We start from the raw sequence: 18,053 nt of genomic DNA, 5'->3' as shown, positions 1-18,053 counted from the left end.
GAATGGTGGACGCGACAGGGATTGAACCTGTGACCCCTACGATGTCAACGTAGTGCTCTCCCGCTGAGCTACGCGTCCGCCGAAACGGCCCCGGAATGCCCCGGGGCGGGAAGGCGGGGTGCATAACCCGGCCCGTGGCGGCCCGCAAGGGCCGAGGACGGCGGAAACGAAAAAGGCCGGGGCGAACCCCGGCCTTTTCGTTCCGACGGTCGCGTCAGCCCGCCGCGAGGTTGCGCAGCACGTAGGGCATGACGCCGCCGGCGCGGAAGTAGTCGAGCTCGGTCTGGTTGTCGATGCGGCAGCGGACCGGGAACCGGGCCATCTTGCCGTCCGAGGCGCGGAACAGCTCCACCCACAGGTCCTGACGGGGCTTCAGCTTGCCGACGTTGGCGTCGCTGAGGCCGCGGATGGTGACGATCTCCTCGCCCGTCAGGCCAAGCCGGGTCCAGCCCTCCTGTTTGAACTGCAGCGGCACCACGCCCATGCCGATCAGGTTGGAGCGGTGGATGCGCTCATAGCTCTCGGCGATGACGGCGCGGACGCCCAGCAGACGCGTGCCCTTGGCCGCCCAGTCGCGCGACGAGCCGGTGCCGTATTCCTTGCCGGCGAAGACCACCAGCGGACGGCCCTCTGCCTGATAGCGCATGGCCGCGTCGTAGATCGACATGACCTCGCCGGAGGGGAAGTGCTTCGTCACGCCGCCCTCGATCTCGGGCGTGATCCGGTTGCGGATGCGGATGTTGGCGAAGGTTCCGCGCATCATGACTTCATGATTGCCGCGGCGCGCGCCGTAGCTGTTGAAGTCCAGCGGCTCGACGCCGTGCTCGACCAGATACTTGCCGGCCGGCGACGACGCCTTGATCGAGCCCGCGGGGCTGATGTGATCGGTGGTGATGCTGTCGCCGAAGATGCCCAGAATGCGGGCCTCGACCACGTCCTTCACCGGCGCGGCCTCCATCGACATGCCCTCGAAATAGGGCGGGTTCTGCACGTAGGTGGAGCCCGCGTCCCAGTCGTAGGTCTGGCCGCCCTCGACCGAAATGGACTGCCAGTGCCGATCGCCCTTGAAGACGTCGGCGTAGCGCTTGGCGAACATCTTCGGCGTCACCGACTTCTTCTGGATGTCGGCGATCTCCTGGCTGGTCGGCCAGACGTCCTTCAGGAAGACGTCCTTGCCCTTCTTGTCCTGGCCGATCGGCTGGGTGGCCAGGTCGATGCGCATCGAGCCGGCGAGCGCATAGGCGACCACCAGCGGCGGCGAGGCCAGATAGTTGGCCTGCACGTCCGGATTCACCCGGCCTTCGAAATTGCGGTTGCCCGACAGCACCGACGTGGCGACCAGCCCGTTTTCGTTGATCGCCTTCGAGATCGCGGGGTCGAGCGGACCGGAGTTGCCGATGCAGGTGGTGCAGCCGTAGCCGACCAAGTTGAAGCCGATCGCGTCCAGATCCTTCGTCAGGCCGGCGTCGGTCAGATAATCCGTGACGACCTGCGAGCCGGGAGCCAGCGACGTCTTGACCCAAGGCTTGGGCTTCAGGCCAAGGGCGTTGGCCTTGCGCGCCACCAGACCGGCGGCGATCAGGACGGAGGGGTTGGACGTGTTGGTGCAGCTGGTGATGGCGGCGATCACCACGTCGCCGTCGCCCACGGTGAATTTCTCGCCGTCGACGGCCGCGCGGGCGGCGTCGGCCGGACGGTTGAAGGTTCCGGTCAGGTGGCCTTCGAACTCGGCGGCGGCGCTGGTCAGCTCGACCTTGTCCTGCGGGCGCTTCGGACCGGCCAGCGACGGCACGACGGTGCCCAGGTCCAGTTCCAGCACGTCGGTGAAGACCGGCTCTTCCGAGCCCGGCTCGATCCACAGCCCCTGCGCTCTGGCATAAGCCTCGACCAGCGCGACCCGCGCCTTGTCGCGGCCGGTGGCCAGCAGATAGTCGATCGTCGCCTGCGAGGTCGGGAAGAATCCGCAGGTGGCGCCGTATTCCGGGGCCATGTTTGCGATGGTCGCCTGATCTTCCAGCGTCAGGCCCGACAGGGCGTCGCCGAAGAACTCCACGAATTTGCCGACCACGCCCTTCTTGCGCAGCATCTGCGTGACCGTCAGCACCAGATCGGTGGCGGTGGCGCCTTCCGGCAGGCGGCCGGTCAGGCGGAAACCGACGACCTCCGGGATCAGCATCGGGATCGGCTGGCCCAGCATGGCGGCTTCAGCCTCGATGCCGCCGACGCCCCAGCCCAGCACGGCCAGACCGTTGATCATGGTCGTGTGGCTGTCGGTGCCGACGACGGTGTCGGGGTAGGCCACGGTCGCCTTGCCCTCGGCGTCGATCCACACGGTCTGGGCCAGGTTCTCCAGATTGACCTGATGGCAGATGCCGGTGCCGGGCGGGACGACGCGGAAGTTGTTGAAGGCCGACGAACCCCAGCGCAGGAATTTGTAGCGTTCGATGTTGCGCTCGTATTCGCGCTCGACGTTGCGCTCGAAGGCCTTGGAGTCGCCGAAGTGGTCGACCATGACCGAGTGGTCGATGACCAGGTCGACGGGGTTCAGCGGGTTGATCTTCGATGCGTCGGCGCCCAGGCCGGTCATGGCGTCGCGCATGGCGGCCAGATCGACCACCGCCGGCACGCCGGTGAAGTCCTGCATCAGGACGCGTGCGGGACGAAAGGCGATCTCGTGTTCGACGGCGCCCTTGTTCTCGATCCACGCGGCCACGGCCTTGAGGTCGGCCTCGGTCACCGACACGCCGTCCTCGTTGCGCAGCAGGTTTTCCAGCAGCACCTTCATGGATCGCGGCAGGCGCGAGATGCCGGTCAGACCGGCTTCCTCGGCGGCGGGAAGGCTGTAATAGGCGTATTTCTTGCGCCCGACGGTGAGGTCCCGGCGGGTTTTCAGGCTGTCGACTGACGGCATGGGAGGCTTCCTCTGGTCATCGCCGCCCGAACATCCGGTCGCTCCCTGCCGCGCCTTTCGACGGGGCGCACAGGTCCCCGCCGCGCGCGCTCAGGGCCTGCTGCGGCTGGGGCGGTCATAATGTGCGCGGGCGCGCCCGTCCATGAGTCCACAACGCCGACGTGGACATTGAGAACCGGTCGCAGATGATCGCCGCGCTGACCGTTTTCGATCTTTCGGTTTCCCGGGGCGAGCGCCGCCTTTTCGACGGCCTGTCGTTCGCCTTGCGCGCCGGTGAGGCGGCTCAGCTCACCGGGGCGAACGGGGCTGGGAAGACGTCGCTGCTGCGCGCCGTCGCGGGCCTGCTGCGGCCCGACGGGGGAGAGGTGCGGTTCGAAGGGGCCGGCGGTCCGCTGGACGCGGGCACGGCGCGCGCCGCCGGGGTGCAGTTGCTGGCGCATCAGGAGGGTTTTCGGCCGGGCCGAACAGCGCGCGCCGAGCTGACGTTCCAGGCGCGATGGTTCGGGGCGTCGGCCGAGGCGGTGGCGGCGGCGGCGAAGCGGCTGGATCTGACGCCCCTGCTGGATCTGGAGGTGCGCGTCCTGTCGGCAGGACAGAAGCGGCGGCTGGCGCTGGCTTCGCTGGTCGCGGCCGAACGCCCGATGTGGCTGCTGGATGAGCCGCTGGCCCCTCTCGACGCCCGACGACGCGCCCAGGCGGCGGAGATCATGGCTGAACACCTGAACCGCGGCGGCATGATCCTGGCCGCCGTGCACGATCCGTTGCCGGTCGCGGCGCGCGAGATCGTCGTGGGGGCGCCGGCATGAGCGCGCTGATGCTGCTCTTTCGGCGCGAGCTTGCGCTGCTCTGGTCCGGAGGGGGCGGGCCGCTGCTGGCCTGCGGCTTCGCGCTGGCCGCGACCGCCGCCCTGCCGCTGGCGATCGGCTCCGAGCCGGTGCGGCTGGTTCCCATCGCCGCCGGCGCCACGTGGATCGTGCTGGCGCTGGCGTCGCTGCTGTCTCTGGAGCGCCTGTTCGAGCGGGACCACGAGGACGGGGCGCTGGATCTGCTGGCGCTCGGGCCGTTGACGCTGGAGGCCGTGTTCGCCGTCAAGGCGGCGGCGCAGTGGACGGCGGTGGGCCTGCCGCTGGCGCTGGCGGCGCCCGTCGCCGCCCTGGCTTTGGGCCTGGACCCGGCGCTGGCCCCGCTGACGGCCGGCGTCGCGGCGCTGGCCGGGCTGGGCTTCGCGGCGGTGGGCGCGCTGGCCGCCGCGCTGTCGCTGGGGTCGAAGCGGGGGGGACTGCTGGTCGCGGTCATCGCCCTGCCCCTGTACGCGCCTCCCGTCATCTTCGGCGCGGGCGCGATCGCGGCGGCGCAGGAGGGGACGTCGCCGGCTCCGGCGTTGGCGCTTCTGACCGCCTACGCCCTGTTCGCCTGCGCCCTGTCGCCCTTCGCCGGCGGCGCGGCGATCCGGAACGCGCAGGGGTGACGGACGCGCGCGTCAGCACGTCGCTTGTCGCCCGAGCAAGCGAGGGGTAGAGCGCGCGCCATGTTCGGTCTGGCCAATCCCGAGCGCTTCATGCGCTTTTCGGCGCCGCTGGTCGGGCCGCTGTGGATCGCGGCCGGCCTGTTGCTGGCCGTGGGCGCCTGGTTCTCACTGAACACGCCGCCGGACTATCAGCAGGGCGACAGCGTGCGGATCATGTTCGTGCACGTGCCGGCCGCGTCCCTCGGGCTCATGGCCTATGCAGCCTTGGGCTTCAGCTGCCTGTTCTCGCTGGTGTGGCGGCACCCGCTGGCCGACGCCGCGGCCCGCGCCGCGGCCGTGCCCGGCGCCGCCTTCACGGGACTGGCGCTCGTCACGGGCGCGATCTGGGGCAAGCCGATGTGGGGCGTGTGGTGGACCTGGGGCGACGCGCGTCTGGTGTCGGTGCTGGTGCTGTTCCTGTTCTACCTCGCATGGCTGGCGCTCAGGGCCGCCATCGAGGACGAGGCCAAGGCCGCCCGCGCCAGCGCCGTGCTCGGTCTGGTCGGGTTGATCAACCTGCCGATCGTGAAGTTCTCCGTCGACTGGTGGAACACCCTGCACCAGCCGGCCAGCCTGCTGCGTGCCGACGGGCCGTCGATGACCGCCGCCTATCTGACGCCCCTCCTGACCATGATGGCCGCCTACGCCGTGCTGTTCGCGGCGGTCTGGATCACAGGCATACGCACGGAAGTGCTGGACCGGCGCCTGCGCACCCTGCGTGCGCGCCGGGCGATGGAGGCCTGATGGACCAGATCCCCCGCAGCTACGTCGAATACGTCGCCGCCGCGTGGGGTCTGAGCGCGCTGGTGCTGGCCGTCGTCGCCGGCCGCGCCCTGCTGACCGCGCGGCGGGTGCGCGCACGCCTGCAGGAACTGGAGGACGGGAAATGAGGCGCTGGATCCTGCCGGCGATCCCGATCGTCGTCCTGCTCGCCCTGTTCGTTCTCTTCGCCGGCTGGTCGCTGAAGCGCGATCCGGACGTGAAGCCGGCGGCGCTGGTCGGGCGGCCGGTCCCCGAGACGGTGCTGCCGATGTTGCAGGGCTCAGGGACCGGGGCCGTTCTGGATCTGAAGACGGCCGGCCGCGGACGCCCGATGCTCATCAACGTGTTCGCCAGCTGGTGCGCCCCCTGCAAGATCGAGCACCCGAAGTTGATGGCGCTGAAGGCGCAGGGCGTCACCATCGTCGGCGTCGCCTACAAGGACCGGCCCGAGGACACCCGCGCCTTTCTGACCGAACTTGGCGATCCCTTCGCCTTCGTGCTGGTCGACGCGGACGGGCAGGCCGGGCTGGACCTCGGGATCACCGGCGCGCCCGAGACGTTCGCCGTCAACGCCATGGGCACGGTCACGGCCAAGCATTCCGGCGTGCTTCTGGACGACGCCGACGTGGCGCGGCTGGTCGCGGCGGCGCAAGAAGTGGGGCCGCGAAACCCGCGTTAACCGTTCCGCGACGGATTTCGTTAACCCTGCGGCCATGACCGCCATCGGCCCCGGCCTCGCTCCCTCCATCGCCGCCGCCCAGACGGGCGCGCCTCCCGGCGCGCGCGCGGCGCAGGCGGCCTTCTTCCGCACGGCTATGGCCGCGGCCCAGACCATCCAGCCGGTCGCGCCCGTGGCCGCCCCGACCGCCCAGACGCCGACGATCGCCGTGGACGAAACGGGAGCCGCGCGCCCGAGCCGTCCGGGTGCGTTGCTGGACATCCGCGCCTAGGGCCTTTCCCGCCATCCGGACGCGTGATTTGAAGACGCCGTGACCGTGCTCCGCATAATGCCTGATCGACAGACCCTGCGCGGCTTGGGCGTGGCGCTGGCCGGAGGCGTGCTTCTGGCGTTGACGGGCGCGTTCAACACGGGTGAGGCGCCCCTGTGGCTCCGGCTGGCCTACTGGACCTTCGTCATGTTCGTCGGAGCGATCTGGGGAACGGTGGCCTCCCTGCTGGCCGAGCGTCTGGTCGATTTCGACGAGCGGCCCTGGCTGGCGGCGATCGTCCTGACGGCGGTGATCACCCTGCCGATGACGGGCTTCGTGTGGTTGGTGACCGGGCTGATCTTCGTTCGGGAAGTCTATCCCGCGGAGGCCTTCGTGCACCTGCTGGGGCCCGTGGCGCTGGTGACGGCCACGGTCAGCGTCCTGAACGTCTTCCTTGGGCGCAAACCGCGCCAGACCCATGTCTCGGAAGGAGTGTCGCCGGCGCCGGCGCGATTCCTTGACCGGCTTCCCGCACGGCTTCGCGGTTCGCGGCTGATCGCGGTCCAGGCCGAGGACCACTATCTGCGCCTGCACACCGATCGTGGTTCGGATCTGATCCTGATGCGGTTGTCGGACGCCGTCACCGAGCTTGAGGGGCTGGAAGGCGCCCAGACGCACCGGAGCTGGTGGGTGGCCCGCGACGCGGTACGCGACGTCGAACGCGGCGACGGCAGGGCGCTGCTCACGCTGGACGGCGGCATCTCCGTCCCCGTCAGCCGGCGCCACGCCAAGGCTCTGCGCGCCGCCGGCTGGTGGTGATTCCTACCCTTTCCACGTGCCGTGAAAGCCGGCGGGCAGGGCGACGTCGGCGCGCCAGCTGACGACCGGACCGTCCGATACGCGCGCGGCGTCCAGCACGTGCAGTTCGGTGCGGGCGGCGGTGAGGTTGATGGAGGGCACGACCAGCCAGGCGTCGCGCTCGGCGGACCGCCCCGGCTTCGGCACGAACAGGGCTTCCTCGACCACGTGCCCGTCGCCGAAGTCGAACACGTCGGAGCGTCCGGCGTCCCAGTCGTGCACAGCCAGTCCGGTCGCCAGCGGCCGGTCGCCGCGCTCGCCGGTGACGTGTACGGTCAGGCTGCGGCGCAGACCCCGACGGCGGGGGTCGGCGCCGACGAACTCGGCGGTGACCTCGGTGCGCGACAGGTCGGCGCGTCCGTCGGGACGCAGGGTCACCATCGACAGGCGGCTGGGCGCGCCAGGAACCTGTCCCCTGCCCTCGACCAGCACGCGCGCGCCGTCGACGGCGAACTGCACGTCCTCGCCCGCCGGCAGGTCGAAGCGGATCGTGCCGTCGGCCTCCTCCCAGGCGTCGCCCAGATGGAAATGACTGAAGGTCGGCAGCTCATAGGTCCGCATCCTCGTCAGATCGTCCTTGTCGACCACGGCGACGAGCGTCCCCATCTCCGGCCGCCAGTCCAGGCGGGCAGAGAAGGGCATGGTGTTCCGCGCGAACACCCACGGCTGAAGCACGAACACAAGATGCCGGTCGGTGGCCGTGAAGTCGTGCATGTAGCTGGCGCGCGGCAGCTTCAGCATGCGCGCGTCGATCAGACCGCCATCGGGCTCCAGGGCCCAGACCACGGCCATGTCGCCATTCGTTCCGACGTTCCAGATCGTGCCTCGGGGGTCCACGCGCGGATGCGCCTGAAACGGCATGCCCTTGAGATCGTCGCGCAGCGTCACGAAGCCTTCGGTGGCCAGCGTATCCGTGTCCATGGCCAGCGGCGAGCCGCCTTCCCACAGCGCCCAGACCTTGCCGCCCACGGCCATGACCGAGGTGTTGGCCGCGTTGGCGTCGTCGCTCGATCCGACCTGGGCGCGCGCGTCTCCGGCCGTTCCGAACCCCGGTGTGACGACGGCATCGAGTGCGGTTTCGTGCCGGCGCTTCGGCGTGTCGGCGAAGCGCGCCTGGAGCGACGCCTGTCCGTCATGGATGCGGAAGGCGCGCATCAGGCCGTCGCCGTCGAACCAGTGGGTGGCGCTGCCGCCCGGTCTGCGGAATTTCGCCGGTCCATTCCGAAACAGCGTGCCTTCCAGTGCGCGCGGCGCCCGGCCGTGGAAGCGGGTCATGGCATGGCGGGCGACGTCGGCCTCGACGTCGCGCGTGGCAAGGCTCCAGTCATGGGCGACGCGGTCCAGCGCGGCGGCGCGGACCAGTTCAGGGGTGGCGACCGCGGCCGACAGGGCGGCGCAGCCGGCGAGGAACGACCGTCGGCTGGTCATCACTTCAGCTCGATCACTTGCGTGACGGCGCCGTCGACGCGGAAGCTGGCGCGATCCCAGCTCGCAGGGCCCATGTTGCCGACCGCATTGTTGGAAAAGGCATAGGGCTCGGTCGGCATGCCGAAGGGATTGGTGTTCATCTGGCCGTCGCCGTTCACGTCGTGGAAGGCGCGCATCGCGTAGTCGCCGGCCGGCAGATCCTCAAAGGTCACCGAGGCTCCGTCGGCGCCGACGGGGACCATGCGGTTGGCCACGGGCGCGCCGCGACCGGCGTAGGCGTCGGCCGAGTCGAACAGGGCCAGCATCACGGCGCCCTCGGCCCGGGCGGTTGCGAACTCGAACGTGATCCTGCCGGAGTCCTGGGCGTATGCTGCGGCGGGCGCGGCCAGCAACAGGGCGGCGGCGATCAGGGTCTTCATGGCGTGTCCTCCGTGGCCGGCGCCGGGGCGGCGTCCGTCGACGAAGCGACCGTGTCCCCGCCCCCGGCCCGCCGCCACAGGACATGCGCCGTCGGCCGCCGGCATTTCGCCAACGACCACGCCCGCCGTTGGCGCTTCGCGAATGGACGCCTCAGTCCGCCTCGATGTGATCGATGTCGTCGTCGGTCAGGCCGAAGTGATGGCCGATCTCGTGGATCAACACGTGGGCGATCATCTCGCCCAGCGTCACCTCGCCGTGCTCCGCCCATTCGTCGAGGATGGGACGGCGGTACAGGAAGATGCGGGACGGCTCCGCCGCAGGTCCCATGGAGTCGCGCGCGCCCACGTCGACGCCGTGATACAGGCCGGTCAGCTCGAACGGATCCTCCATCTCCATCGTCGCCAGCGTTTCTTCGTCCGCGAAGTCGTCGACGCGGAGGACGACCTCGCCGGCCAGCCCGCGGAAAGGTTCGGGCAGGGCGTCGAACGCCGCGCGCGCCAGGGCCGCGAAGTCGTCGAGGGAAGGGGCGGCGAGGTTCGTCCAGTCTGTGCGCATGTCGCAGGGATAGGGGCGCGACCCGAGGGAAGAAAGACGGCGGAGCGTCGCGCGCCTCGTCCCTGATCCCTAGTCCCTGGTCGCCGATGAGGTATGGTTACCGAATCAGGACGCCGGGAGCTGATCGAGGGGCATGGCCGACGCCGACATGGCCTATTGGGCGACCGCGGGCGCGGCGGGGCTGGCGCTGGCCGTGGGGGCGTGGGCCTGGCGCTTTACAGCCCGCAGCCGAGCTCGGCTGGAGACCCTGACCGGCGCCGTCGAGGAGGAGAAGCGCAAGGGCGACCTGTGGCGGGCCGCCTTCACGGCCGGCGGCGACCTGAGACTGGGTCCGCTCGGCGCGTTCGACGGCCCTCGCCTGCTGGGGTCGGACGCCGTGGCCCGGGACCTGACGGGCGGCGAGAGCGCGGAGGCGGAGGCGGTTCTGTCGCGCCTGCGCGTGGAGCTCGGCGGGGCCATTGATCTACTGGAGTCGGAAGGCCGCCCGTTCGAGGCCCGCGTCGCCGCCGGCGACAGGGCCTGGCGGGTCAGCGGACACGTGGAGGCGGGCGAGGCGTGGCTGGCCGTCGCCGACGCCCCGGCCGTCCGCGGCGGCGACGGCGCGGCCGCGGGCTTCGTCGCCGAGGCGTCTCCGGTTCCGACCTGGGCACTGGACGGCGCCGGGCGACTGGTCTGGGCCAACCGCGCCTGGCTCGACGCCGTCAGGGCCGCCAGCGTCGAGGAGGCCGTGCGCCGCGACGTCAGCTTCGACCGCGGCGCGGATGCGCTAGCGATGGAGGCCGCCCGTCTGGGGCAGCGTCAGGAAGGGTTTCGCTGGACGGCCGCCGACGGCCGTCGGCGCGCGTGGCGCATCGTCGCCGAGCCCGCGCCCGGCGGCGCCTCCACGGTCTATGCCCTCGAAGTGACCGAAGCGGAGGAGACGCGCGACACCCTGCGTCGGCACGTCGAGGCGCACGACGAGACGCTGAACCACCTTGCCGACGCGGTCGCGATCTTCGGACCTTCGCGCCGGCTGGCCTTCCACAACGTGGCCTTCCAGCAGCTGTTCGGACTGGACCCGGCGTGGCTGGACGAGCGCCCGACGCACGCCGAACTGCTGGACCGCCTGCGTCAGCGCCGGCTGCTCCCCGAGGTCGTGGACTACGCCGGCTGGAAGGCGGCCGAACTCGAGTTCTACGGGGCGGCCGAGGCGGGACCCGACGACGGCTGGTCCCTGCCCGACGGCCGAACGCTGCGGGTCGTGCGTCAGCCGCACCCGCTGGGCGGACTGCTGCTGCTGTTCACCGACATCACCGACGAACTGAAGCTGCGCAGCCGGTTCAACGCGCAACTGCAGGTGCAGACCGCAACGCTGGACAAGCTGAACGACGCGGTCGCCGTGTTCGGCTCAGACGGCCGCCTGCGCCTGCACAACGAGGCGTTCGAAAGCTTTTGGAAGCTGGGGGGCGACGAGTTGCGCGCCGCCTCGGACTTCGACGCCGTGGCCGAGCTGTGCCGCCGGATCATGCCCGAGCCCGGCCTGTGGCTGGGGCTGAAGGCGCGCATCGCCGACCCCGATCCCGAGAGCCGGGTGGCCGTGTCCGGAGAAGCCGCCACGGCCGACGGACGACTGGCTGCATGGCAGACGCGCCCCCTGCCCGACGGGGCCACTCTGGTCGCCTTTTCGGACGTCACGGCCCGGCGCGGTCTCGAGCGGGCCTTGCAGGACCGGGAGGCGGCGCTGGAGGCCAGTCAGGCCCTCAAGCGGGAGTTCGTGGGCAGCGTCAGCTACGAGCTGCGCACGCCGCTGACGACCATCGTCGGTTACTCCGAGCTGCTGGAGATCGCGGGTGACCTGCCCGAGCGGGCCCGGCAGCACGCCGGCGCGATCCGGACCGCCGCCCAGCAGCTGGCGCGCTCCATCGACGACGTGCTCGACATGTCCCAGATCGACGCCGGGGAGATGGAGCTGGTGCACGCCGAGACCTCCATCCCGGTCCTGATCGAGGATGCAGCCGAACGCGTGCGGGCGCGGGTCGAGGGTCGCGGCGCCGCGCTGGTGGTCGCGGTCGATGCGGGCGTGGGGGCGATCCAGGCCGACGGCCGCCGTGTGGCGCAGGCGCTGGACCATCTGCTGGAGAACGCCGCCCGTGCGGTCGGCGAGGGCGGTCAGGTGACGCTGGAGGCCCGCTCGGGCCCCGAAGAGGTCCGCCTGCGCGTTTCGGACACCGGGCGCGGCATCCCCTATCACCTGCAGGCCCACGTTTTCGACCGCTTCGTCCGGCGTGAACGCGGCGGGCCCGGGGTCGGCCTGGCCCTGGTCAAGGCCCTGGTCGAACTGCACGGCGGCTGGGCCGAGGTGGAGAGCGAGCCGGGCAAGGGCGCGACCTTCGTCCTGCATCTGCCGCGCCGCGCCGCGGGCAAGGTGTCGGCGCCGGAACTGGAACTGCGGGCCTAGTCCGGACGGTAGCGCAACGCCTCCACCAGCAGGGCGAAGGCCGGCGTCGGCTGCCTGCGGCTGGGATAGTAGAGGTGGTATCCCGGGAACGGCGGGGACCAGTCCGCCAGCACCTCGATCAGCCGGCCGTCGGCGAGGGCTTCGGCGGCCTGGTCCTCCATCACGCGGGCGATGCCGAGGCCGGACATCGCGGCGTCCATGATCAGATTCATGTCGTTCAGGACCAGCGGCCCCTCGACCCGCACGTTCAGCTCGCGCCCGTCCTTCTCGAACTCCCACGGATAGATGGCGCCGCGCGTCGGCAGGCGCAGGTTGACGCAGCGATGGGCGGCCAGATCGTCGGGGTGGCGCGGGATCGGCCGATGGGCGAAGTACCCCGGCGTGGCCACGGCCACCAACCGCACTTCCGGACCGATCGGCACCGCGATCATGTCCTTGCCGAGATGCTCACCGAGGCGGACGCCCGCGTCGAACCGCCCTTCAGCCAGATCGACCATGCGGTAGTCGGTGGCCAGCTCGACGCAGACGTCCGGGTTTTCGTGCAGCAGGCGCTCGACCACGGGCCAAAGGGCGGTTCGCGCCGCATGGTCGCCGCACGTGATCCTGATGGTGCCGGACGGCCGGTCCCGCAGATCGCTGAGGGCGTCGATCCGCGCCTCGATGCCGTCGAAGGCCGGGCGCAGCGTCTGCATCAGGCGCTCGCCAGCCTCGGTCGGCGCAACGCTGCGCGTCGTGCGCACCAGAAGACGCAGGCCCAGACGGGCCTCCAGTCGCCGCACGGTGTGGCTCAAGGCGGACTGCGACACTCCAAGCTGGGCCGCGGCCCGGGTGAAATTGCGCGCTTCGGCCACCGCCAGGAACGCCGCCAGATCGCCCAGCTCGTCGCGCCGCATTCATGAGCTCCATTCACGGGTTCATGCAGGTTCTAGCGGGTAATCGCAGAAGGCGTCGCGGCCTATCTTCCCGCCATCGACGGAGGACCTTCCCATGCAGACCATCGGCTATGCCGCCCATTCGACGACGTCCCCGCTGGAGCCGTGGACGTTCCAGCGCCGCGAGCTGCGGCCCAACGACGTGCAGATGCGCATCAATTACTGCGGCGTCTGTCACTCGGACCTGCACCAGGCGCGCAACGACTGGGGCTGGTCGTCCTATCCCGTGGTGCCGGGGCACGAGATCGTCGGCGTGGTCACCGCCGTGGGCTCCGACGTCACTAGGTACCGCGAGGGCGACCGCGTCGCCGTCGGCTGCCTGGTCGACAGCTGCCAGCACTGCGACGAGTGCGAAAAAGGCGAGGAGCAGCTTTGCCGCGAGGGCAACACCCAGACCTACAACGGCCGCGACCGGGTCACCGGCGAGCCGACCTATGGCGGCTATTCCAAAGATCTGGTCGTGCGCGAGGAATTCGTCCTGCGCATGCCGGACGGTCTGGACATGGCCAAGGCCGCGCCCCTCCTGTGCGCCGGCATCACGACCTGGTCGCCGCTGAAAACCTGGGGCGTGACGGAGGGGACGCGCGTTGGCGTCGTCGGGCTGGGCGGACTGGGCCACATGGCGGTCAAGCTGGCCGTCGGTCTGGGTGCGCACGTGACGGTGCTCAGCCGCACCGCCGACAAGGAGGCCGACGCCAAGGCCTTGGGCGCGCACGCCCTGCTGGTCTCGTCGGATCGTGAGGCGATGAAGGCGGCGGCGAACAGCCTGGACCTGATCATCGACACCGTGCCGGTCGAGCACGACCTGAACCCCTATCTGCCGCTGCTGGACGTGGACGGAACCCTGGTGCTGGTCGGCCAGCTGGGTCCGATCCCGAACATGTCCAGCCTGCCGCTGCTGCTGGCCCGTCGCCGCGTCTCCGGCTCGCCCATCGGCGGCATCAGGGAGACGCAGGAGATGCTCGATTTCTGCGCCGAGAAGGGCATCCTTCCCGACGTCGAGATGATCCGGATGGACGAGATCAACCACGCCTTCGAGCGGCTGGAGAAATCCGACGTGCGCTATCGCTTCGTCATCGACATGAGCACGCTGGACGCAGCGGCCTGATCTCCCGTTTTTGACAGCCGCCATGCGCGGGCCTAACGGCTCGCGCATGGCCCTGCTCAAGACCGCCCTGATCTACGACTTCGACGGGACGCTGGCCCGCGGCAACATGCAGGAGGTGACCTTCATCCCCTCCGTCGGCATGGGCATCGGCGATTTCTGGGGCGAGGCCGACCGCCTGACGCGCGAGGCCGACGGCGACAACATCCTGATGTACATGCAGCTGATGCTGCAGCGGGCGCGCGAGAACGGCGCGCCGATCACCCGCGCGACCCTGCGCGAGCACGGCCACGACGTTAAGCTGTTCGACGGGCTGAAGACCGACCTGACCGGTCCGGGCTGGTTCGACCGGATCAACGCTTTGGGCGCCGAGTGGGGGCTGGAGATCGAGCACTACATCGTCTCCGCCGGACTGGAGGAGATGATCGAGGGCTGTCCGATCCGGGACGCCTTCGCCCACGTCTTCGCCAGCCACTTCGTCTATGACGCCGATGGCGTGGCGGTCTGGCCCGCGGTGGGGGTGAATTACACCACCAAGACCCAGTACCTGTTCCGCATCAACAAGGGCGTGCAGAATCACTACGAACACGAGGCCATCAACCGCTTCATGCCCGACGAAGCGCGGCCGATCCCGTTCGAGCGGATGATCTTCCTGGGCGACGGCGACACCGATGTGCCGACCATGAAGATGATGCACACCAAGGGCGGCTTCTCGATCGCCGTCTACGACCCTCGAAACTCCGAGCGGGACCAGCAGAAGATCTATTCCCTGATCTCGGAGGACCGGGTGAACTTCGTCGCTGCGGCGGACTATCGCGAAGGCCGCCCGCTGGACCTGATCGTCAAGGGCCTTCTGGGTCGCATCGCCATCAACGCCGGGACGATGCCGGCGGGTGTCTGAACTCTTCCCGGCACGCCGCCGGCCGCGCTAAAGCGGACGCACGGGAGACAACGACGCATGACGACGCTAACCAATGCGCCCGGCTGGATGACCGGCTTCGGCAACCACTTCGCCACGGAAGCCGTGCCCGGCGCGTTGCCCGAAGGCCGAAACTCGCCCCAGCGCCACGCCCTGGGCCTGTATGCGGAACAGCTGTCGGGCACCGCCTTCACCGCGCCGCGCGCCGAGAACCGCCGCAGCTGGCTGTACCGGCTGCGGCCCTCGGCCCAGCACCCGGCCTACCAACCGTTCGCACAGGGCCATGTCCGGTCCGGCCCGTTCACGGACGCGCCGCCCAGCCCCAACCGAATGCGGTGGGATCCGCTGCCGATGCCGACCGCGCCGACCGACTGGGTCGAGGGCCTGGTCACCTACGGCGGAAACGGCGATCCGGAAGCCGGCGTCGGCACGGGCATCCACCTGTACGCGGCCAACAGATCCATGACGGATCGCGTGTTCTACTGCGCCGACGGCGAGCTGCTGATCGTGCCGCAGTCGGGCGACCAGACCTTCGTCACCGAGATGGGCCGCATCGACGCCCGCCCCGGCGAGATCGTGCTGATCCCGCGGGGCGTGCGCTTCCGCGTCGAGTGCGGAGGCCCGATCCGCGGCTACGTCTGCGAGAACTACGGCGCCCCGTTCCGCCTGCCGGACCTCGGCCCCATCGGCTCCAACGGGCTGGCCAATCCCCGTGACTTCCGCACGCCCGTCGCCTGGCATGAGGACGTCGACCGCCCGACCGAATGCGTGCAGAAGTTCGGCGGCCGCCTGTGGACCACGACCTTCGACCACAGTCCGCTGGACGTGGTCGGCTGGCACGGCACCTACGCGCCCTGCAAATACGACACGGCGCATTTCAACACGATCGGCACGGTCAGCTTCGACCATCCGGACCCGTCGATCTTCACGGTCCTGACGTCGCCCAGCGACACGCCCGGCACGGCCAACTGCGACTTCGTCATCTTCCCGCCCCGCTGGATGGTGGCCGAGGACACCTTCCGTCCCCCCTGGTTCCACCGGAACGTCATGAGCGAGTTCATGGGCCTGGTGTTCGGCGAGTACGACGCAAAGGAAGGCGGCTTCGCGCCCGGCGGGGCCAGCTTGCACAACTGCATGAGCGGGCACGGCCCGGACCAGGCCAGCTACGAAAAGGCGGTGAAGGCCGACCTCAAGCCGGTCAAGATCGAGAACACCCTGGCCTTCATGTTCGAAACCCGCATGCCGATCCGCACCACGGAATGGGCGCAATCCACGCCGACGATGCAGCTGGACTACGACGACGTCTGGACCGGGTTCGACAAAGGCACCGCATGACGAAAGCCGCCCGGCTCGCCGCCTGCGTCCTCTTCGCCGCCGCATGCCAGCCCGTGCCGTCCACGGGTCCAGTGCCGGATGAAGGTCGTCCGGCAGTCCCCGTCACCGCCGCGGCCTGCAAGACCGCAGGCGGATCCTGGGGGCGTCAGGGCCTGCTGGGAACCGAGCAGTGCGTGATGCCCATGCCCGACGCCGGCAAGACCTGCCGCGACGGCGACGACTGCGTCGGCGACTGCCGCGGCGACCCGTCCAGCGGCGGCGCCGCGCCCGGCGACCGCATGACCGGCAGATGTCAGGCCACCACCAGCCCCTTCGGGTGTTACACGCGGGTCGAGGACGGCAAGGCCGAAGGCATGCTGTGCGTCGACTGATCTGATCGCGAGGAGTTTCCCATGCGCGTCCTGCTGACCCTCAGCGCGTCCCTCGCCCTGCTCGCCGCGGGCGCCTGCACCCCGTCGATGTCTCCGCAACAGCTGGCCGAGCGCGACTGCGCGGCGCAGGGCGGACAGATGCAGAGGGTCGGCCGGGCCCAGACGCTGCAGTGCGTCATCGCTTACCCGGACGCCGCCAAGACCTGCCGCGACGGCGACGACTGTCTGGGCGACTGTCGCGTGCCGGGCGGCGTGATCGTCGAGGACGGCCGTCCCGTGGCCGGACAGTGCGCCGCCACCAGCGACAGGTTCGGCTGTTACACCCGCGTCGAGGACGGCCGGGCCACGGCGGCGATCTGCGTCGACTGATCGGACGTCCGGCGCATCCGCAAGCGGGGCCGTGACGTTTCTGGGCCATGACCGACGTCCTGATCCTGCTCGCGATGAACCTCGCGCTCGTGCTTGCCGTCATGGCGGCGCTCTGGACCGTGGCGCTTCGGCTGAAGGACGTCAGCTTCATCGACGCGGTCTGGCCGATGGCCATGCTGCTGCTCGCCGTGGCCACCTGGCCGCGAGCCGACGGCGACGCCACCCGGAAGATCCTGCTTGTCGGGCTGTGCGCCGCCTGGGCCCTGCGGCTCGGCGGCCATCTGTATCTGCGCTGGCGGGGCCACGGCGAGGACCGCCGCTACAAGGCGCTGCTTGAAGGCCAGGCGGAAAAGGGCCGCGGTTTCGCGGTCGCCAGCCTGCTGTTCGTCTTTCTGCCGCAGGGCGCTTTCGCCTGGCTGAACAGCCTGCCCGTTCAGCTGGGCCAGATCGACCCGACGCCGCCGGTCGGCTGGATCGGCTGGGCAGGGGCGGCCTTGGCGGCGTTCGGCATCGTCTTCGAGGCGGTCGCGGACGCGCAGTTGTCCGCCTTCCGCAAGGACGCCGCGAACAAGGGTCAGGTCATGGACCGCGGACTGTGGCGCTGGTCCCGCCACCCGAACTATTTCGGTGAGGCGTGCACATGGTGGGGGCTGTACGTGCTGGCCGCCGAAACCGCGACCGGCGCCTGGGCGGTCGCCGGGCCGATCTTCCTGACCTTCACCCTCACGCGCTGGTCGGGCATCGGCCTGACGGAGAAAGGCATGAGCGAGTCCAGACCCGGTTACGCTGACTACGTGTGCCGCACGTCGGCCTTCATCCCCCTGCCCCCAAGGAAGGCCTGAGCTCAAAGAGAAACCCCCGCCGCTGTCGCGACGGGGGTCGATCCTCCGATCCTGTCCCGGGGTTCATGAGACCCCGGGTTCGGGATCACATGGCCTTGTCGGCTTCCTGCGTCGCCGTGGTCGGCGAGGTGTTCGGCGTGTTGGCCGTGGTCGCGCCGCCGTCGGCGTTGCCGGCCTGCTGCTCGATCATGTCGGCCTTTTCGTTCAGGGCCTGCTCCTGGGCCTCGTTCGGCGTGGCGGCGGCCTGTTCTTCCAGGGCGTCGGCCTGCTTCTCGGCGGCGGCGTCCTGCGGGCTTTCGCAGGCGGCCAGACCGGCCAGGGCGAAGGTGGCGGCGGCGGCGACGATCAGTTTACGCATAGTGGGATGCTCCCT

Annotated in this window: 20 protein-coding genes and 1 tRNA gene; 14 read left to right on the top strand and 7 right to left on the bottom strand. The window is 70.1% G+C overall.

Annotation, left to right across the window (positions count from 1 at the left end):
- Nucleotides 1-3 precede the first annotated feature (3 nt).
- Nucleotides 4-78: transfer RNA gene (locus VGR32_RS11660), tRNA-Val, on the bottom strand.
- Between the two features lie 136 nt (nt 79-214).
- Nucleotides 215-2,911: an aconitate hydratase AcnA gene (gene acnA, locus VGR32_RS11655; RefSeq protein ID WP_327450828.1), complete on the bottom strand. Its 2,697-nt coding sequence runs from the start codon at nt 2,909-2,911 to the stop codon at nt 215-217.
- 185 nt (nt 2,912-3,096) lie between these two features.
- Here acnA and ccmA point away from each other — a divergent pair, with 185 nt between their 5' ends.
- From ccmA to VGR32_RS11620, 7 genes are read left to right on the top strand one after another with little or no spacing between them, the layout of a single operon-like run.
- The gene (ccmA, locus tag VGR32_RS11650; RefSeq protein WP_327451016.1) at nt 3,097-3,717 is read left to right on the top strand and encodes a heme ABC exporter ATP-binding protein CcmA; all 621 of its coding nucleotides are present in this window, start codon (nt 3,097-3,099) and stop codon (nt 3,715-3,717) included.
- A complete protein-coding gene (locus tag VGR32_RS11645) occupies nt 3,714-4,379 on the top strand; it encodes a heme exporter protein CcmB (RefSeq protein WP_327450826.1) in 666 nt (221 codons plus the stop codon). The genes ccmA and VGR32_RS11645 overlap by 4 nt, the downstream gene beginning before the upstream one ends.
- Before the next feature lie 60 nt (nt 4,380-4,439).
- Complete coding sequence (ccmC, locus tag VGR32_RS11640) at nt 4,440-5,162, top strand: heme ABC transporter permease CcmC (protein ID WP_327450824.1); 723 nt, start codon at nt 4,440-4,442, stop codon at nt 5,160-5,162.
- A complete protein-coding gene (gene ccmD, locus VGR32_RS11635) occupies nt 5,162-5,308 on the top strand; it encodes a heme exporter protein CcmD (RefSeq protein ID WP_327450822.1) in 147 nt (48 codons plus the stop codon). The genes ccmC and ccmD overlap by 1 nt, the downstream gene beginning before the upstream one ends.
- Nucleotides 5,305-5,859: a DsbE family thiol:disulfide interchange protein gene (locus VGR32_RS11630; RefSeq protein WP_327450820.1), complete on the top strand. Its 555-nt coding sequence runs from the start codon at nt 5,305-5,307 to the stop codon at nt 5,857-5,859. The genes ccmD and VGR32_RS11630 overlap by 4 nt, the downstream gene beginning before the upstream one ends.
- A gap of 34 nt (nt 5,860-5,893) precedes the next feature.
- Nucleotides 5,894-6,130 carry a hypothetical protein gene (locus VGR32_RS11625; protein WP_327450818.1) on the top strand — a complete coding sequence of 79 codons (237 nt, stop codon included), beginning with the start codon at nt 5,894-5,896 and terminating at the stop codon, nt 6,128-6,130.
- 57 nt (nt 6,131-6,187) lie between these two features.
- Entirely contained in the window at nt 6,188-6,928 is a 741-nt protein-coding gene (locus VGR32_RS11620; protein ID WP_327450816.1) for a LytTR family DNA-binding domain-containing protein, read from the top strand.
- A 3-nt stretch (nt 6,929-6,931) separates the two neighbouring features.
- Here the strand turns inward: VGR32_RS11620 and VGR32_RS11615 are convergent, their stop codons facing one another.
- The 3 genes from VGR32_RS11615 to VGR32_RS11605 all read right to left on the bottom strand — a co-directional run bounded on the left by VGR32_RS11615 (nt 6,932) and on the right by VGR32_RS11605 (nt 9,370).
- Complete coding sequence (locus VGR32_RS11615; RefSeq protein ID WP_327450814.1) at nt 6,932-8,395, bottom strand: carotenoid oxygenase family protein; 1,464 nt, start codon at nt 8,393-8,395, stop codon at nt 6,932-6,934.
- Complete coding sequence (locus VGR32_RS11610) at nt 8,395-8,814, bottom strand: DUF2141 domain-containing protein (RefSeq protein ID WP_327450812.1); 420 nt, start codon at nt 8,812-8,814, stop codon at nt 8,395-8,397. The genes VGR32_RS11615 and VGR32_RS11610 overlap by 1 nt, the downstream gene beginning before the upstream one ends.
- 151 nt (nt 8,815-8,965) lie before the next feature.
- Nucleotides 8,966-9,370 carry a metallopeptidase family protein gene (locus VGR32_RS11605; protein WP_327450810.1) on the bottom strand — a complete coding sequence of 135 codons (405 nt, stop codon included), beginning with the start codon at nt 9,368-9,370 and terminating at the stop codon, nt 8,966-8,968.
- A 133-nt stretch (nt 9,371-9,503) separates the two neighbouring features.
- Between VGR32_RS11605 and VGR32_RS11600 the strand changes: the two genes are divergently transcribed.
- Nucleotides 9,504-11,807 (top strand): PAS domain-containing sensor histidine kinase, encoded by a 2,304-nt coding sequence (locus VGR32_RS11600; protein ID WP_327450808.1) that lies wholly within the window; start codon nt 9,504-9,506, stop codon nt 11,805-11,807.
- Here VGR32_RS11600 and VGR32_RS11595 read toward each other — a convergent pair.
- Complete coding sequence (locus VGR32_RS11595; RefSeq protein ID WP_327450806.1) at nt 11,804-12,700, bottom strand: LysR family transcriptional regulator; 897 nt, start codon at nt 12,698-12,700, stop codon at nt 11,804-11,806. The two genes, VGR32_RS11600 and VGR32_RS11595, sit on opposite strands and share 4 nt — an antisense overlap.
- A 94-nt stretch (nt 12,701-12,794) precedes the next feature.
- On the opposite strand from VGR32_RS11595, the gene VGR32_RS11590 reads away from it, so the two are divergent.
- The 6 genes from VGR32_RS11590 to VGR32_RS11565 are packed head-to-tail and all read left to right on the top strand — an operon-like array spanning nt 12,795 to nt 17,680.
- The gene (locus VGR32_RS11590) at nt 12,795-13,847 is read left to right on the top strand and encodes an NAD(P)-dependent alcohol dehydrogenase (RefSeq protein ID WP_327450804.1); all 1,053 of its coding nucleotides are present in this window, start codon (nt 12,795-12,797) and stop codon (nt 13,845-13,847) included.
- A gap of 46 nt (nt 13,848-13,893) precedes the next feature.
- Nucleotides 13,894-14,745 (top strand): HAD family hydrolase, encoded by an 852-nt coding sequence (locus VGR32_RS11585; RefSeq protein WP_327450802.1) that lies wholly within the window; start codon nt 13,894-13,896, stop codon nt 14,743-14,745.
- 57 nt (nt 14,746-14,802) lie between these two features.
- The gene (hmgA, locus tag VGR32_RS11580; RefSeq protein ID WP_327450800.1) at nt 14,803-16,098 is read left to right on the top strand and encodes a homogentisate 1,2-dioxygenase; all 1,296 of its coding nucleotides are present in this window, start codon (nt 14,803-14,805) and stop codon (nt 16,096-16,098) included.
- Nucleotides 16,095-16,469: a hypothetical protein gene (locus tag VGR32_RS11575; RefSeq protein ID WP_327450798.1), complete on the top strand. Its 375-nt coding sequence runs from the start codon at nt 16,095-16,097 to the stop codon at nt 16,467-16,469. The genes hmgA and VGR32_RS11575 overlap by 4 nt, the downstream gene beginning before the upstream one ends.
- A gap of 21 nt (nt 16,470-16,490) precedes the next feature.
- The gene (locus tag VGR32_RS11570) at nt 16,491-16,838 is read left to right on the top strand and encodes a hypothetical protein (protein ID WP_327450796.1); all 348 of its coding nucleotides are present in this window, start codon (nt 16,491-16,493) and stop codon (nt 16,836-16,838) included.
- Between the two features lie 47 nt (nt 16,839-16,885).
- Complete coding sequence (locus VGR32_RS11565; protein WP_327450794.1) at nt 16,886-17,680, top strand: DUF1295 domain-containing protein; 795 nt, start codon at nt 16,886-16,888, stop codon at nt 17,678-17,680.
- An 85-nt stretch (nt 17,681-17,765) separates the two neighbouring features.
- On the opposite strand, the gene VGR32_RS11560 is transcribed toward VGR32_RS11565, so the two are convergent.
- The gene (locus VGR32_RS11560; protein WP_327450792.1) at nt 17,766-18,038 is read right to left on the bottom strand and encodes a hypothetical protein; all 273 of its coding nucleotides are present in this window, start codon (nt 18,036-18,038) and stop codon (nt 17,766-17,768) included.
- Nucleotides 18,039-18,053: the final 15 nt, after the last annotated feature.

It is taken from the genome of Brevundimonas sp., assembly GCF_035935935.1.
Lineage (GTDB): Bacteria > Pseudomonadota > Alphaproteobacteria > Caulobacterales > Caulobacteraceae > Brevundimonas.
Note: the sequence above shows the minus strand (reverse complement) of the source record. Positions and strands in the feature narration are given on the sequence as shown.

Coding starts and splice junctions, on each gene's coding strand:
- acnA (WP_327450828.1), bottom strand. CDS start 2,911: ATGCCGTCAGTCGACAGCCTGAAAACCCGCCGGGACCTCACCGTCGGG.
- ccmA (WP_327451016.1), top strand. CDS start 3,097: ATGATCGCCGCGCTGACCGTTTTCGATCTTTCGGTTTCCCGGGGCGAG.
- VGR32_RS11645 (WP_327450826.1), top strand. CDS start 3,714: ATGAGCGCGCTGATGCTGCTCTTTCGGCGCGAGCTTGCGCTGCTCTGG.
- ccmC (WP_327450824.1), top strand. CDS start 4,440: ATGTTCGGTCTGGCCAATCCCGAGCGCTTCATGCGCTTTTCGGCGCCG.
- ccmD (WP_327450822.1), top strand. CDS start 5,162: ATGGACCAGATCCCCCGCAGCTACGTCGAATACGTCGCCGCCGCGTGG.
- VGR32_RS11630 (WP_327450820.1), top strand. CDS start 5,305: ATGAGGCGCTGGATCCTGCCGGCGATCCCGATCGTCGTCCTGCTCGCC.
- VGR32_RS11625 (WP_327450818.1), top strand. CDS start 5,894: ATGACCGCCATCGGCCCCGGCCTCGCTCCCTCCATCGCCGCCGCCCAG.
- VGR32_RS11620 (WP_327450816.1), top strand. CDS start 6,188: ATGCCTGATCGACAGACCCTGCGCGGCTTGGGCGTGGCGCTGGCCGGA.
- VGR32_RS11615 (WP_327450814.1), bottom strand. CDS start 8,395: ATGACCAGCCGACGGTCGTTCCTCGCCGGCTGCGCCGCCCTGTCGGCC.
- VGR32_RS11610 (WP_327450812.1), bottom strand. CDS start 8,814: ATGAAGACCCTGATCGCCGCCGCCCTGTTGCTGGCCGCGCCCGCCGCA.
- VGR32_RS11605 (WP_327450810.1), bottom strand. CDS start 9,370: ATGCGCACAGACTGGACGAACCTCGCCGCCCCTTCCCTCGACGACTTC.
- VGR32_RS11600 (WP_327450808.1), top strand. CDS start 9,504: ATGGCCGACGCCGACATGGCCTATTGGGCGACCGCGGGCGCGGCGGGG.
- VGR32_RS11595 (WP_327450806.1), bottom strand. CDS start 12,700: ATGCGGCGCGACGAGCTGGGCGATCTGGCGGCGTTCCTGGCGGTGGCC.
- VGR32_RS11590 (WP_327450804.1), top strand. CDS start 12,795: ATGCAGACCATCGGCTATGCCGCCCATTCGACGACGTCCCCGCTGGAG.
- VGR32_RS11585 (WP_327450802.1), top strand. CDS start 13,894: ATGGCCCTGCTCAAGACCGCCCTGATCTACGACTTCGACGGGACGCTG.
- hmgA (WP_327450800.1), top strand. CDS start 14,803: ATGACGACGCTAACCAATGCGCCCGGCTGGATGACCGGCTTCGGCAAC.
- VGR32_RS11575 (WP_327450798.1), top strand. CDS start 16,095: ATGACGAAAGCCGCCCGGCTCGCCGCCTGCGTCCTCTTCGCCGCCGCA.
- VGR32_RS11570 (WP_327450796.1), top strand. CDS start 16,491: ATGCGCGTCCTGCTGACCCTCAGCGCGTCCCTCGCCCTGCTCGCCGCG.
- VGR32_RS11565 (WP_327450794.1), top strand. CDS start 16,886: ATGACCGACGTCCTGATCCTGCTCGCGATGAACCTCGCGCTCGTGCTT.
- VGR32_RS11560 (WP_327450792.1), bottom strand. CDS start 18,038: ATGCGTAAACTGATCGTCGCCGCCGCCGCCACCTTCGCCCTGGCCGGT.